This window comes from Neisseria viridiae (assembly GCF_962747995.1).
Classification (GTDB): Bacteria; Pseudomonadota; Gammaproteobacteria; order Burkholderiales; family Neisseriaceae; genus Neisseria; species Neisseria viridiae.
In genome coordinates this window covers 136,448-150,182 of the sequence record NZ_CAUJAJ010000002.1, presented here as the reverse complement: position 1 = coordinate 150,182, position 13,735 = coordinate 136,448, and the positions used below count along the sequence as shown (strand labels likewise).

14 protein-coding genes are annotated in these 13,735 nt (G+C 53.3%); 11 read left to right on the top strand and 3 right to left on the bottom strand.

Translation table 11 applies throughout. The annotated features are described in order from the left end of the window. Positions 1-3: 3 nt before the first annotated feature. The 11 genes from Q9J79_RS02620 (at position 4) to Q9J79_RS02570 (ending at position 10,744) form a co-directional block, all read left to right on the top strand. Positions 4-474: a DMP19 family protein gene (locus tag Q9J79_RS02620; protein ID WP_301912476.1), complete on the top strand. Its 471-nt coding sequence runs from the start codon at positions 4-6 to the stop codon at positions 472-474. Between the two features lie 251 nt (positions 475-725). Next, entirely contained in the window at positions 726-1,721 is a 996-nt protein-coding gene (locus Q9J79_RS02615; protein WP_301912475.1) for an iron ABC transporter substrate-binding protein, read from the top strand. A gap of 64 nt (positions 1,722-1,785) precedes the next feature. Then, positions 1,786-3,303 (top strand): ABC transporter permease, encoded by a 1,518-nt coding sequence (locus Q9J79_RS02610; protein WP_301912474.1) that lies wholly within the window; start codon positions 1,786-1,788, stop codon positions 3,301-3,303. 21 nt (positions 3,304-3,324) lie between these two features. Next, entirely contained in the window at positions 3,325-4,389 is a 1,065-nt protein-coding gene (locus Q9J79_RS02605) for an ABC transporter ATP-binding protein (RefSeq protein ID WP_003754017.1), read from the top strand. A gap of 240 nt (positions 4,390-4,629) precedes the next feature. Next, positions 4,630-6,132 carry a phosphate acetyltransferase gene (gene pta, locus Q9J79_RS02600; RefSeq protein WP_301912473.1) on the top strand — a complete coding sequence of 501 codons (1,503 nt, stop codon included), beginning with the start codon at positions 4,630-4,632 and terminating at the stop codon, positions 6,130-6,132. 130 nt (positions 6,133-6,262) lie between these two features. Then, positions 6,263-6,901: an imidazole glycerol phosphate synthase subunit HisH gene (hisH, locus tag Q9J79_RS02595; protein ID WP_301885074.1), complete on the top strand. Its 639-nt coding sequence runs from the start codon at positions 6,263-6,265 to the stop codon at positions 6,899-6,901. Between the two features lie 32 nt (positions 6,902-6,933). After that, on the top strand, positions 6,934-7,671 hold the full coding sequence (gene hisA, locus Q9J79_RS02590; RefSeq protein ID WP_301912472.1) for a 1-(5-phosphoribosyl)-5-[(5-phosphoribosylamino)methylideneamino]imidazole-4-carboxamide isomerase: 738 nt from the start codon (positions 6,934-6,936) through the stop codon (positions 7,669-7,671). A 12-nt stretch (positions 7,672-7,683) separates the two neighbouring features. Continuing rightward, on the top strand, positions 7,684-8,451 hold the full coding sequence (gene hisF / locus Q9J79_RS02585; protein ID WP_301885077.1) for an imidazole glycerol phosphate synthase subunit HisF: 768 nt from the start codon (positions 7,684-7,686) through the stop codon (positions 8,449-8,451). A gap of 30 nt (positions 8,452-8,481) precedes the next feature. Beyond that, complete coding sequence (hisI, locus tag Q9J79_RS02580; protein WP_107818559.1) at positions 8,482-8,877, top strand: phosphoribosyl-AMP cyclohydrolase; 396 nt, start codon at positions 8,482-8,484, stop codon at positions 8,875-8,877. Positions 8,878-8,983: 106 nt separating this feature from the next. Beyond that, positions 8,984-10,579 (top strand): peptide chain release factor 3, encoded by a 1,596-nt coding sequence (locus tag Q9J79_RS02575; protein WP_301912471.1) that lies wholly within the window; start codon positions 8,984-8,986, stop codon positions 10,577-10,579. An 18-nt stretch (positions 10,580-10,597) separates the two neighbouring features. After that, a complete protein-coding gene (locus Q9J79_RS02570) occupies positions 10,598-10,744 on the top strand; it encodes a peptide chain release factor domain protein (protein ID WP_301912470.1) in 147 nt (48 codons plus the stop codon). A gap of 2 nt (positions 10,745-10,746) precedes the next feature. On the opposite strand, the gene Q9J79_RS02565 is transcribed toward Q9J79_RS02570, so the two are convergent. The 3 genes from Q9J79_RS02565 to Q9J79_RS02555 form a co-directional block, all read right to left on the bottom strand. After that, positions 10,747-11,277 carry a gamma carbonic anhydrase family protein gene (locus Q9J79_RS02565; RefSeq protein WP_301912469.1) on the bottom strand — a complete coding sequence of 177 codons (531 nt, stop codon included), beginning with the start codon at positions 11,275-11,277 and terminating at the stop codon, positions 10,747-10,749. 40 nt (positions 11,278-11,317) lie between these two features. Further along, positions 11,318-12,364 (bottom strand): glycosyltransferase, encoded by a 1,047-nt coding sequence (locus Q9J79_RS02560; protein WP_304703321.1) that lies wholly within the window; start codon positions 12,362-12,364, stop codon positions 11,318-11,320. Positions 12,365-12,458: 94 nt separating this feature from the next. Next, positions 12,459-13,598 carry a polyamine ABC transporter substrate-binding protein gene (locus Q9J79_RS02555; RefSeq protein WP_301912467.1) on the bottom strand — a complete coding sequence of 380 codons (1,140 nt, stop codon included), beginning with the start codon at positions 13,596-13,598 and terminating at the stop codon, positions 12,459-12,461. Positions 13,599-13,735: the final 137 nt, after the last annotated feature.

The following is a 13,735-nucleotide window of genomic DNA, read 5'->3' as shown; positions in this document are numbered from 1 at the left end:
ACGATGACCGATACGGATACCCAAGCCGACCGCTTCGAACAGATGATGTGGCAGGCGGTGGACAAACTTTTTGAACAGCATAACGGCAAACTCGAAAGCATGGGCGGACGGGAACAGGAGCTGGTTTTGATTTGGCGGGCGGAAGCCGATATCGGCAACGGCGGCATACTGCAATTTGTCTGCAACTGGGGTTTTCCCGCCGCCGAAAAGACTTGTTCCGTTCTGAAAAAAATCGGCGCGGTACACAGCGCAATGCTGATCCATCTGGCGGCAGACGCATTGGACAAAGAAATCCGCCACCTCCAATCGGAAGGTAAAAACCTGAAAGAAATGTGGGATATAACGCAACATCTCGACAACAAAACCGCCTCACTGCTGAACAGTCTGGATGAACAATATTGGCAAGACCCCGACAAACTGTATCTGTTGGGATGGCAATACTATTCCGGCAACCCTGTTCAGACGGCGTTTTAAAGGGAGATGTTCTCAAGCATTCCGACAAATCAAAATGCCGCCTTTACCCACATTCCGACACGCATTACCCGCCGCTTCCGCCTTACGGGCGCGATGCACGGAAAAAATACAAGTCATAACAAACCATAACCGGATCGGACAACAACAAATTTAAAAAAATAATTATTTGCATTTATAAAAAAGAAGGAATACACTACACCCCGTTATGTCTTAACAAGATATACACCCTCATTCATTAGGAGAAAATCGATATGAAAACATCTATCCGATACGCACTGCTTGCCGCAGCCCTGACCGCCGCCGCCCCCGCGCTGGCAGACATTACCGTGTACAACGGCCAACACAAAGAAGCCACGCAGGCACTTGCCGATGCCTTTACCCAAGCCACCGGCATCAAAGTAAAAATTAACAGCGGCAAAAGCGACCAGCTTGCCGGCCAAATCAAAGAAGAAGGCAGCCGAAGCCCCGCCGACGTATTCTATTCCGAACAAATCCCCCCGCTGGTTACGCTTTCCGCAGCCAACCTCTTAGAAACCCTCCCCGCAAAAACGATTAACGACACACGCCGCAAAGGCGTGCCGGTTGCCGCCAAAAAAGACTGGGTGGCATTGAGCGGCCGTTCGCGCGTCGTCGTTTACGACACCCGCAAACTGTCTGAAAAAGATTTGGAAAAATCCGTCCTGAATTACGCCACGCCGAAATGGAAAGACCGCATCGGTTACGTGCCGACTTCAGGCGCATTCTTGGAACAGGTTGTCGCCATCGTCAAACTGAAAGGCGAAGCAGCCGCCCTGAAATGGCTCAAAGGCTTAAAAGAAAACGGCAAACTGTATGCTAAAAACACTGTCGCGCTCCAAGCCGTCGAAAACGGCGAAGTGCCGGCCGCCCTCATCAACAACTACTACTGGTATGCGTTTGCCAAAGAAAAAGGCGTGAACAACATCCATTCCCGCCTGAACTTCGTCCGCCACAGAGACCCGGGCGCACTCGTTACCTATTCCGGCGCGGCTGTGCTGAAATCTTCCCAAAACAAAGCCGAAGCACAAAAATTCGTCGCCTTCCTTGCCGGCAAACAAGGACAGCAGGTCTTGACTTCCGTCCGCGCAGAATATCCGCTGCACGCCGGCGTGTCTTCCCCGTTCAATATGGAACCTTATGCCAAATTGGAAGCACCTGAAGTCTCGGCAACCACCGTCGCCGACCAAGAAAATGCCACCCGCCTCCTCGAACAGGCAGGTCTGAAATAAACTTTTTCCGTTCAAACGGTCGGACAACCCTGCTGTCCGACCGTTTTCTATCCGAATCCGATTTATGTCCCGCAACAAAATACCCTCATGGCTGACCGCCCTCATCCTGCTTATCGCCTTGCCGCTGACCCTTCCTTTCCTTTATGTCGCCATGCGTTCGTGGCAGGTTGGTGCAACACGCGCCTACGAACTGCTGTTCCGCCCACGCATGTTTGATTTGCTGGGAAACACCCTGCTGCTGATGTTCGGCGTAACCCTGATTTCCATTGTTTTGGGCATTGCCTGCGCCCTTTTGTTCCAACGTTACCGCTTTTTCGGCAAAACCTTTTTTCAGACGGCAATTACTCTACCCTTATGCATACCTGCATTTGTCAGCTGCTTTACATGGATCAGCCTGACTTTCCGCGTGGAGGGATTTTGGGGAACCGTTATGATTATGAGCCTGTCGTCTTTTCCCCTCGCCTACCTGCCGGTCGAGGCAGCCCTCAAACGCATCAGCCTGTCGTTTGAAGAAGTCAGCCTTTCCTTGGGTAAAAGCCGCCTGCAAACTTTCTTTTCTGCCATACTTCCCCAACTCAAACCTGCCATCGGCAGCAGCGTGTTACTGATTGCCCTGCATATGCTGGTCGAATTTGGCGCGGTATCGATACTCAACTACCAAACCTTTACCACCGCCATTTTCCAAGAATACGAAATGTCATTCGACAATAACACCGCCGCGCTGCTGTCCGCCGTTTTAATGGCGGTGTGCGGCATCGTCGTGTTTGGAGAAAGCATTTTCCGTGGAAAAACCAAGCTCTATCACAGCGGCAAAGGCGTTGCCCGCCCCTACCCGGTCAAAACGATGAAGCTGCCTGCGCAAATCTGCACAGTATTTTTTCTTGGCTCGCTGCTGGTTTTAAGCATCGTCATCCCATTCGGCATCCTTATCCGCTGGATGATGGTCGGCTCGTCCGGCACATTTGAACTCGTATCCGTATTCGATGCATTTGCCCGATCGATGAGCGTATCCGCCGCCGGCGCATTATTGACCATTTTGTGCGCATTGCCCTTGGTTTGGGCATCCGTACGCTACCGCAACCTGCTGACCGTATGGATAGACAGGCTGCCCTTCCTGCTGCACGCCGTACCCGGCCTGGTGATCGCCTTGTCGCTGATTTATTTCAGCATCAACTATGCACCATCCGTTTACCAAACCTTTATCGTCGTCGTCCTTGCCTATTTCATGCTTTACCTGCCGATGGCGCAAACCACCCTGAGGACTTCCTTGGAACAATTCCCCAAAGGCATGGAACAGGTCGGCGCAACATTGGGGCGCGGACACTTCTTTATTTTCAGGACGTTGGTGCTGCCGTCCATCCTGCCCGGCATTACCGCCGCATTCGCACTCGTCTTCCTCAACCTGATGAAAGAGCTGACCGCCACCCTGCTGCTGACCGCAGATGATGTCCACACGCTCTCCACCGCCGTTTGGGAATACACGTCAGACGCACAATATGCCGCCGCCACCCCGTATGCCCTTATGCTGGTACTGTTTTCAGGCCTGCCCGTATTCCTACTGAAAAAATACGCCTTCAAATAACACTGCTGCGAAAGACCGACTATGACCGCGCCCGCACTCCAAATCCGCCAACTGACCAAAAACTTCCAGAACCATGCCGTTCTGCAAAATATCTCGCTCACACTCGGCAAAGGGGAAATCCTCTTCGTCATCGGTGCATCAGGTTGCGGCAAAACCACGCTGCTGCGCTGCCTTGCCGGTTTTGAACAGCCCGATTCCGGAGAAATCTCGCTTTACGGAAGAACAATCTATTCAGAAAATACCAACCTTCCCGTCCGCGAACGCCGTTTGGGTTACGTCGTACAAGAAGGCGTACTGTTCCCCCACCTGACCGTTTACCGCAACATCGCCTACGGACTGGGCAACGGCAAAGGCAAGACGGCGCAGGAGCGGCAACGCATCGAAGCCATGATGGCTCTGACCGGCATTTCCGAACTCTCAAACCGTCATCCGCACGAACTTTCAGGCGGACAGCAACAACGTGTCGCCCTCGCCCGCGCCCTCGCCCCCGATCCCGAACTCATCCTGCTGGACGAACCCTTCAGCGCACTGGACGAACAGTTACGCCGCCAGATTCGCGAAGACATGATTGCCGCCCTGCGCGCCAACGGCAAATCTGCCGTTTTCGTCAGCCACGACCGGGAAGAAGCCCTGCAATACGCCGACCGGATTGCCGTCATGAAACAGGGGCGCATTCTCCAAACTGCAGCCCCCCACGAACTGTACCGACAACCTGCCGACCTTGAAACAGCCCTGTTTATCGGCGAAGGTATCTCCCTGCCCGCCACACTCAACGCCGACGGTACGGCAGACTCCGAATTAGGCAGGCTCCCCGTCGGAAACACCTTACCCGCAGGCACGCGCGGCACACTGCTCATCCGTCCGGAACAATTCAGCTTCAACTGCCCGAACACCCATGCTGCCGAATTATCCGCCACCATCCTCAACGCCATACCCAAAGCACGCCACATCCAAATCCGCCTGAAAATCGAGCAAACCATCCTGACGCTTAACACCCCCTACGCACCCGATTTTTCAGACGGCACACAGACACGCATCTACTTGAATTCAGAAGCACTGTTTTTCCCGGAACAACCTGCCCCGTAAGTTTGGAAACACCATGCCGTCTGAAAGGCGTGCCAATGTCTGGCGATATTCATCTTGTTGAAAACATAATTTATTTGTTAATATAGAAACACGCGGCAGCGTAAGACCGACTGCCGCCCAAAAACAGAAAATACCTGTTTCCGCAAACCGGACGGGAAATAGCCTATCCCGACATTTCCCCTCAAATCCCAACACTTCCAACATACATGCCGCACACCGCAGCATACGAAAGGATATATCATGGCAAAAGTACTCATCGTACCCGTATCTGCCGGACTTGACGCATCCGCCGCCGCACAAGCCTTTGCAAAAGCCCTGAACGCACAAGTTTTCCAAGCCTTTGACGCACAAGCAGAAGCCCTGTTGGCGCAAGGCAAAAGCGATGACTGGTTCGACGCACTGGTCGGCAAAGTTGCCGCACTCGATGCCGCCAACCTCGTCATCGAAGGCATCGTGCCCGATGCCGACAAAATCTACCTCGCAGGCAAAAACGTCGAACTGGCATTGTCCCTTGACGCGGCAGCCGTCTTCGCCGTCCGTTCCGACAATGCCGATGCCGACGCACTGGCACACCAATTGAACCTTGCCAAACAGTTCTTCGCCGCCGCGCCGGGCGTATTGAAAGGTTTTGTCGTGGACGGTGCGGCAGCCTCCGTTGCCGAAGCGGCAGCCGAAAAAACCGGCCTGACCTTCTTCGGTTCGAGCGACGCGCTGAAAGACGTATCCGTATTGGCAAACCGACAAACCAAACGTCTTTCGCCCGCCCAATTCCGCTACAACCTGATCGACTTCGCCCGCAAAGCCGACAAACGCATCGTCCTGCCGGAAGGTGCCGAGCCGCGTACCGTCCAAGCCGCCGCCATCTGTCACGAAAAAGGCATTGCCCGCTGCGTCCTGCTTGCCAAACGCGAAGAAGTCGAAGCCGTTGCCAAAGAACGCGGCATCACCCTGCCCGACTCTTTGGAAATCATCGATCCCGCCTCATTGGTCGAACAATACGTCGAGCCGATGTGCGAACTGCGCAAATCCAAAGGCCTGACACCCGAAGACGCGCGCAAGCAACTGCAAGACACCGTGGTACTCGGTACGATGATGATGGCGCAAAACGATGTGGACGGCCTGGTATCCGGCGCGGTTCACACCACCGCCAACACCATCCGCCCCGCTTTGCAACTGATTAAAACTGCACCGGGCGCAAGCCTCGTGTCCAGCGTATTCTTTATGCTGCTGCCCAACCAAGTCCTCGTCTTCGGCGACTGCGCGGTTAATCCGAACCCGACCGCGCAACAGCTTGCCGACATCGCCATCCAGTCTGCCGATTCCGCAAAAGCCTTCGGCATCGACCCGAAAGTGGCCATGATTTCCTACTCTACGATCAACTCCGGCAGCGGCCCCGATGTCGATACCGTCATCGAAGCCACCAAACTTGCCCAAGAAAAACGCCCCGACCTCGCCATCGACGGCCCGCTGCAATATGATGCGGCAACCGTACCGGGCGTGGGCAAATCGAAAGCCCTGGGCAGCCCGGTCGCAGGACAGGCAACCGTTTTGGTCTTCCCCGACCTGAACACCGGCAACTGCACCTATAAAGCCGTCCAACGCAGTGCCAACGTCTTGAGCGTCGGCCCGCTGCTGCAAGGCCTGCGCAAACCGGTCAACGACCTGTCGCGCGGCGCGCTGGTGGAAGACATCGTGTTCACCATCGCCCTGACTGCCGTTCAGGCAAAACAAATGGAAGGCTGACAAACGGCTTTCCGGGTTTGAACCCTATGCCGTCTGAAGACAGATTCCCGTTTTCAGACGGCATTTTTATCAGCCCGGCACATTTGTTTGTTAAAATCGCAGCCATATTGCAAAAAAAGAGGAGGAAGCCATGCAAACCGCCATTATCGATTACGGTATGGGCAACCTGCATTCCGTATTGAAATCCGTCCGGACGGCGGGGCAGCTTGCCGGAAAAAATACCGAAATCTTTTTAAGCGGCGACCCCGACCGCGTGTCCCGCGCCGACAAAGTCATTTTTCCCGGGCAGGGCGCGATGCCCGACTGTATGGCGGCACTGAAGCGCGGCGGCTTGGACGAGGCAGTCAAAGATGCCTTGAAAAACAAACCGTTTTTCGGAATCTGCGTCGGTGCGCAACTCTTATTCGACCACAGCGAAGAAGGAAACACCGACGGCTTGGGCTGGTTCGGCGGCAAAGTCAGACGCTTTGCCCGCGACCTCCGCGACCGGCAGGGATGCCGTCTGAAAGTCCCGCATATGGGCTGGAACACCGTGCGCCAAACCCAAAACCACCCGCTGTTTAAAGATATTCCCCAAGACACGCGTTTTTACTTCGTCCACAGCTACTATTTCGACCCCGAAAATCCCGAAACCATATTGGGCGAAAGCGACTACCCGTCCCCGTTTGCCTGCATCGTCGGCAAAGACAACGTATTCGCCACGCAATTTCACACCGAAAAAAGCCACGATGCCGGGCTGACGATGTTGAAAAACTTTTTAAACTGGTAAGCCGGACACGGCACCGCACAAGGAGAAAAATTATGCTGCTGATACCCGCCATCGATTTGAAAGAAGGACGCTGCGTCCGCCTGAAACAAGGGCTGATGGAAGAGGCGACCGTCTTTTCCGATTCGCCCGCCGAAACCGCGCTGCACTGGTTCAAACAGGGTGCGCGCCGCCTGCATCTGGTAGATTTGGACGGCGCGTTTGCCGGCGTTCCGCAAAACCTGCCCGCCATCAAAGACATCCTCGCCGCCGTCGCCAAAGACATCCCCGTACAGCTCGGCGGCGGCATACGCGATTTGAAAACCATCGGACAATATTTGGATTTGGGCCTGAACGACGTGATTATCGGCACGGCGGCAGTCAAAAACCCCGACTTCGTGCGCGAAGCGTGCAAAGCCTTCCCCGGCAGGATTATCGTCGGGCTGGATGCCAAAGACGGTATGGCCGCCATCGACGGCTGGGCAACCGTAACCGGGCATCATGTAATTGATTTGGCAAAACGCTTTGAAGACGACGGTGTCAACAGCATCATCTACACCGACATCGGGCGCGACGGTATGATGAGCGGCGTGAACATCGACGCGACGGTCAAACTCGCCCAAGCCGTCCGCATTCCCGTCATCGCCTCCGGCGGACTGACCGGCTTGGACGACATCCGCGCCCTGTGTGCCGCCGAAAAACGTGGCGTAGCAGGCGCGATTACCGGCCGCGCGATTTACGAGGGCAGCATCGATTTTGCCCAAGCGCAACAATTGGCAGATTCCCTCGACTAAAGGCATCCGATTATGGCACTGGCAAAACGCATCATCCCCTGTCTCGACGTAAAAGACGGGCGCGTCGTCAAAGGCGTGAACTTCATCGGTTTGCGCGACGCGGGCGACCCCGTCGAAGCCGCCAAACGCTACAACGGCGAAGGCGCAGACGAATTGACCTTCCTCGACATCACCGCCTCATCCGACAACCGCGACACCATCCTGCACATCATCGAAGAGGTTGCCGAACAAGTCTTCATCCCGCTGACCGTCGGCGGCGGCGTACGCACCGTTGCCGACATCCGCCGCCTGCTCAATGCCGGCGCGGACAAAGTCAGCATCAACACCGCCGCCGTTACCCGTCCCGACCTGATTGACGAAGCCGCCGGATTTTTCGGTTCGCAAGCCATCGTCGCCGCCGTCGATGCCAAAGCCGTCAACCCCGAAAACACACGCTGGGAAATCTTTACCCACGGCGGGCGCAATCCGACCGGTTTGGATGCGGTGGAATGGGCGGTCGAAATGCAAAAACGCGGCGCGGGCGAAATCCTGCTCACCGGTATGGACAGGGACGGGACGAAACAGGGTTTCAACCTGCCGCTGACCCGCGCCGTTGCCGAAGCCGTCGACATCCCCGTCATCGCCTCCGGAGGGGTCGGCAATGTCCGGCACCTGATTGAAGGCATAACCGAAGGCAAAGCCGATGCCGTACTTGCCGCCGGCATTTTCCATTTCGGGGAAATCGCCATCCGCGAAGCCAAACGCGCTATGCGCGAAGCCGGCATCGAAGTCCGCCTCTGACCGCCCCGACTATGCCGTCTGAAAGGAAATATGGATAAAAACCTGCTTGAAGCCGTCAAATTTGACGAAAAAGGTTTGGTTTGCGCCATCGCCCAAGATGCCGAAACCAAACGTGTTTTAATGGTGGCGTGGATGAACGCCGAAGCCCTGCAAAAAACCGTCGAAACCGGCTTTGCCCACTATTACAGCCGTTCGCGCCAAAAACAATGGATGAAGGGCGAAGAGTCGGGACACACGCAAAAAGTCCGCGAACTGCGCCTCGACTGCGACGGCGACGCCATTGTGATGCTCATCGCCCAAAACGGCGGCATCGCCTGCCACACCGGGCGCGAAAGCTGCTTTTACAAAGTCTGGAACGGCGGCGCGTGGGAAACCGCCGATGCCGTCCTGAAAGACGAAAAAGAGATTTACGGCAGCACGCACTGACCGCCTCCGACATTGAATTATCAGGCATTTTTTTGTACAATTTCGCCGTCTCAAACACTGTCCGGGCCGTCTGAAAAGCGGCCTGAACCTTTTTGCAAAGAAAACCATGTCCCAAGAAATCCTCGACCAAGTGCGCCGCCGCCGCACGTTTGCCATCATCTCCCACCCTGACGCGGGTAAAACCACGCTGACCGAAAAACTCTTGCTGTTTTCAGGCGCGATTCAGAGCGCGGGTACGGTAAAAGGCAAGAAAACCGGCAAATTCGCCACTTCCGACTGGATGGAAATCGAGAAGCAGCGCGGCATTTCCGTGGCATCAAGCGTGATGCAGTTCGACTACAAAGACCACACCGTCAACCTCTTGGACACGCCGGGACACCAAGACTTTTCCGAAGACACCTACCGCGTTTTGACCGCCGTGGACAGCGCATTGATGGTCATCGACGCGGCAAAAGGCGTGGAAGCGCAAACCATCAAACTTTTGAACGTCTGCCGCCTGCGCGATACGCCGATTGTTACGTTTATGAACAAATACGACCGCGAAGTGCGCGATTCGCTAGAACTTTTGGACGAAGTGGAAAACATCCTGCAAATCCGCTGCGCGCCCGTTACCTGGCCGATCGGCATGGGCAAAAACTTCAAAGGCGTATACCACATCCTGAACGACGAAATCTATCTCTTTGAAGCGGGCGGCGAACGCCTGCCGCACGAGTTCGACATCATCAAAGGCATCGACAATCCCGAATTGGAACAACGCTTTCCGTTGGAAATCCAGCAGTTGCGCGACGAAATCGAATTGGTGCAGGCGGCTTCCAACGAGTTCAATCTCGACGAATTCCTTGCCGGTGAACTCACGCCCGTGTTCTTCGGCTCTGCAATTAACAACTTCGGTATTCAGGAAATCCTCAATTCATTGATTGACTGGGCACCCGCGCCGAAACCGCGCGATGCGACCGTGCGCATGGTCGAGCCGGACGAGCCGAAATTTTCTGGATTTATCTTCAAAATCCAAGCCAATATGGACCCGAAACACCGCGACCGCATCGCCTTTTTGCGTGTCTGCTCCGGCAAATTCGAGCGCGGCATGAAGATGAAACACCTGCGCATCAACCGCGAAATCGCCGCCTCCAGCGTGGTAACCTTCATGTCCCACGACCGTGAGCTGGTGGAAGAAGCCTACGCGGGCGACATCATCGGCATCCCGAACCACGGCAACATCCAAATCGGCGACAGCTTCTCCGAAGGCGAACAACTGGCATTTACCGGCATCCCATTCTTCGCGCCCGAACTGTTCCGCAGCGTCCGCATCAAAAACCCGCTGAAAATCAAGCAACTGCAAAAAGGTTTGCAACAGCTTGGCGAAGAAGGCGCGGTACAGGTGTTCAAACCGATGAGCGGCGCAGATTTGATTTTGGGTGCGGTCGGCGTGTTGCAGTTTGAAGTCGTTACCTCGCGCCTCGCCAACGAATACGGCGTGGAAGCCGTGTTCGACAGCGCATCCATCTGGTCGGCGCGCTGGGTATCATGCGAAGACAAGAAAAAGCTGGCGGAATTTGAAAAAGCCAATGCAGGCAATCTGTCGATAGACGCAGGCGGCAACCTCGCCTACCTTGCGCCTAACCGCGTGAATCTGGGACTCACGCAAGAACGCTGGCCGGACATCGTGTTCCACGAAACGCGCGAACATTCGGTCAAACTTTAAAAAGTAATCGGCGATAAAATGCCGTCTGAACCCGAAAAAAGGTCTTCAGACGGCATTTTTGCCTGCAACTCAAATGCAGACGGTCAAAATCAAGGCGCATCAGATGCCGTTATCTGGTGCGTCCAAGCGCGTGAATTTGGGGCTGACGCAAGAACGCCGGTGTGATTTCACATCCCGTACTGTTTCGACAGCTTCACATAATGCGCGGCGGAATATTTCAAAAAGGCTTTTTCCTCATCGGTCAGCAGACGAACCTGCCTCACGGGCGAACCGATATAAAGGTAGCCGCCCGCCAAGCGTTTGCGCGGCGGAACGAGGCTGCCCGCGCCAATCATCACTTCGTCCTCAATCACGGCATCGTCCAAAACGGTGCTGCCCATACCGACCAAGACACGGTTGCCGATGCGGCAGCCGTGCAGTATCGCTTTGTGCCCCACGGTAACGTCTTCGCCGATAATCAGCGGCGACCCTTCGGGTTTGGCGGCGGTTTTGTGGGAAACGTGCAGGACGCTGCCGTCCTGTATATTGCTGCGCGCGCCGACGGTGATGCTGTTCACATCGCCGCGCAACACGGCGCACGGCCACACGGAAACATCTTCGGCAAGCGAGACTTCGCCGATGACGACGCACGCTTTGTCTATCATACAGGTTTCGTGGATTTCGGGCGTGCGGTTTTGGAAAGTTCGGATTGCGTTCATTTTTCCTCCTTCGGTAAGGTATATATTGTTAAAGGATTTATTAAACATTCCCTCTGATTACTTTTAAAATTCTGCCTGTAATATCGACCCCGAATAATGTGATTATCGGGAATATCAGTTTATATATCAACTTATTAGACTTTAACAGCATAAACCTTAAACGATACGCCCTTCTTTTTATATCAGAATCATACGCTATATTTTTACTCGTCATGATAAAAAGCAAAACGAGATATTCGTAGGAAAGAAAAGAATAAAGATAACTTGATATATCCCTATTAAATTCCATTTCCGCATTTTTCTCCAAAATATATAATAATGACTTTATACTTTTTTCCGAAACAGTTCCCGTAATAGAATCTTTTCTTCCCTGCCGATAATAGTAATAACAACCGTCCAAATAAGAAAAAGTTGTTGCCGCATTAAATAATCTCATTGACCATTCGATATCTTCAGAATAAATTCCCTTTTCAAAAAACAGTTTTTCTCTAATAATCAATTCTCTTTTTATAATCTTATTCCACGCCGAACCCGGAAATTTTCTAAATCGGCATAATCCTTTCAAAACTTCGACTTTGGGTTGATTGAGTATTTTTTCAAGCTGATAATCTTCGCCAAAATGTGAAACACTTCCCTTATCATATTTAACTGCATTTAAAAAAACCACATCCGGCATACCAATATCATCCTTACCAAGAAAATCCAGCAAAATCTGACAGTTAATAAAATCATCCGAATCAATAAAGACTATATATTTTCCGTTTGAATTTTTTATTCCGGTATTTCTCGCCTCCGACAATCCTTGGTTATCCTGATATATATATTTGATATTTGGTGTCCGGTGTTTGTTGTTTGTTGTTTGTTGTTTGTTGTTTGTTGTTTGTTGTTTGTTGTTTGTTGTTTGTTGTTTGTTGTTTGTTGTTTTATCTATATATTTATAACATATATCTTCACTTCCGTCTTTTGACCCGTCATTCACAAGGATAAGTTCGACATTTTCATTACTTAATATGGGTTCTATAGAATTTAAACACGCTTCCAAATAACTTTCGACATTATAAATAGGAACAACGATACTTAAATTCATATCCATATTATTATCCTAAATAATTCTAATCCTGACTTAATGCGGACGCGCCGTTTCCTGCCGCCCGAAAGGTTTCAGACGGCAGGGATTCCGGTTATTTGCCCGCTTTGAGACCTTGCCACAGCTTCACGCCCAGTTTGGCGGATTCTGCGGATTTGGGCGATACAATGAAACTTTTTTCCATCAGTTCTTTGGTCGGGAAAATCGATGGATCGTTTGTGTATTTGGCTTCCATCAAATCACGCGCGGGACGGCTGGAGGGCGCGTAGGTAACGAAGCTGCCGTTTTTCGCCGCCACCTCGGGCCGGAGCGTGTAGTCGATATAGCGGTGGGCGTTGGCAACGTTTTGCGCGTCACGCGGAATCATAAAGGAATCCACCCACACGCCCACGCCGGTTTTCGGGGTCAATACTTTGATTTCCACACCGTTTGCGGCTTCTTCGGCACGGGTTTTGGCAATGTTCAAATCGCCGCCGTAACCGATGGCGGCACACAGGTTGCCCGCCGCCATATCGTCGATATAGCCGGAAGAGCTGAAACGTTTCACGTCGCCCCGGACGGCTTTCATCATATCGACGGCGGCTTTGATGTCTTCGGGATTTTCACTGTTGGGGTCTTTGCCCAAATAGTGCAACGCCAAGGGAATCTGTTCGATTGCGCTGTCGAAATAGCTGATGCCGCAGGATTTGAGTTTGGCGGTGTATTCGGGGTTGAACACCAAATCCCATTCGTTTTCGGGCAGCTTGTCCGTACCCAATGCCTTTTGCACCTGCCGCGTGTTGATTGCCAAGGTGTTGATGCCCCAGAAATAGGGGACGGCGTATTCGTTGCCCGGATCGACGGCTTCCATCATTTTCAGCAAATCTTTATCGATGTTGCCGTAATGGGGGATTTGCGCCTTGTCGATTTTCTGATACGCGCCCGCTTTGATTTGCCGGCCGACGTTGGCGATGGACGGCGCGGTCAGGTCGTAGCCGGATTTGCCGGTCAGGACTTTTGCCTCCAGTGTTTCGTTGCTGTCGTAATAATCGGAACGCGTCTTGATGCCGGTTTCTTTTTCAAAGGCGGCGACGGTTTCGGGATCGACATAATCCGACCAGTTGTAGATGTTGAGTTTTCCCGATTGTCCGGCTTCGGGCTTGGCGGAGGGGGCTTGGGCGGCGGTATCGCTTCCGCCGCCGCACGCAGTCAAGGCGAGGCTCAGGATCGCCGCCGCCACCAGTGTTTTTTTCATGGTTTTCGACCTTTCGTTCAAAAATAAAAAACATTGCAGGGACGGACGGACCGCCTGCATCGGAAGCTGTGGGGGCGGCCGGTCGGCTTTCTTGGCCCTTGGTGCAGCAAGGTTTGCATTAAACGGCAAAAACAGCC

Bases quoted from the DNA above. Each gene is read 5' to 3' on its own strand.
- Q9J79_RS02620 (WP_301912476.1), top strand. From the start codon at position 4: ATGACCGATACGGATACCCAAGCCGACCGCTTCGAACAGATGATGTGG.
- Q9J79_RS02615 (WP_301912475.1), top strand. From the start codon at position 726: ATGAAAACATCTATCCGATACGCACTGCTTGCCGCAGCCCTGACCGCC.
- Q9J79_RS02610 (WP_301912474.1), top strand. From the start codon at position 1,786: ATGTCCCGCAACAAAATACCCTCATGGCTGACCGCCCTCATCCTGCTT.
- Q9J79_RS02605 (WP_003754017.1), top strand. From the start codon at position 3,325: ATGACCGCGCCCGCACTCCAAATCCGCCAACTGACCAAAAACTTCCAG.
- pta (WP_301912473.1), top strand. From the start codon at position 4,630: ATGGCAAAAGTACTCATCGTACCCGTATCTGCCGGACTTGACGCATCC.
- hisH (WP_301885074.1), top strand. From the start codon at position 6,263: ATGCAAACCGCCATTATCGATTACGGTATGGGCAACCTGCATTCCGTA.
- hisA (WP_301912472.1), top strand. From the start codon at position 6,934: ATGCTGCTGATACCCGCCATCGATTTGAAAGAAGGACGCTGCGTCCGC.
- hisF (WP_301885077.1), top strand. From the start codon at position 7,684: ATGGCACTGGCAAAACGCATCATCCCCTGTCTCGACGTAAAAGACGGG.
- hisI (WP_107818559.1), top strand. From the start codon at position 8,482: ATGGATAAAAACCTGCTTGAAGCCGTCAAATTTGACGAAAAAGGTTTG.
- Q9J79_RS02575 (WP_301912471.1), top strand. From the start codon at position 8,984: ATGTCCCAAGAAATCCTCGACCAAGTGCGCCGCCGCCGCACGTTTGCC.
- Q9J79_RS02570 (WP_301912470.1), top strand. From the start codon at position 10,598: ATGCCGTCTGAACCCGAAAAAAGGTCTTCAGACGGCATTTTTGCCTGC.
- Q9J79_RS02565 (WP_301912469.1), bottom strand. From the start codon at position 11,277: ATGAACGCAATCCGAACTTTCCAAAACCGCACGCCCGAAATCCACGAA.
- Q9J79_RS02560 (WP_304703321.1), bottom strand. From the start codon at position 12,364: ATGAATTTAAGTATCGTTGTTCCTATTTATAATGTCGAAAGTTATTTG.
- Q9J79_RS02555 (WP_301912467.1), bottom strand. From the start codon at position 13,598: ATGAAAAAAACACTGGTGGCGGCGGCGATCCTGAGCCTCGCCTTGACT.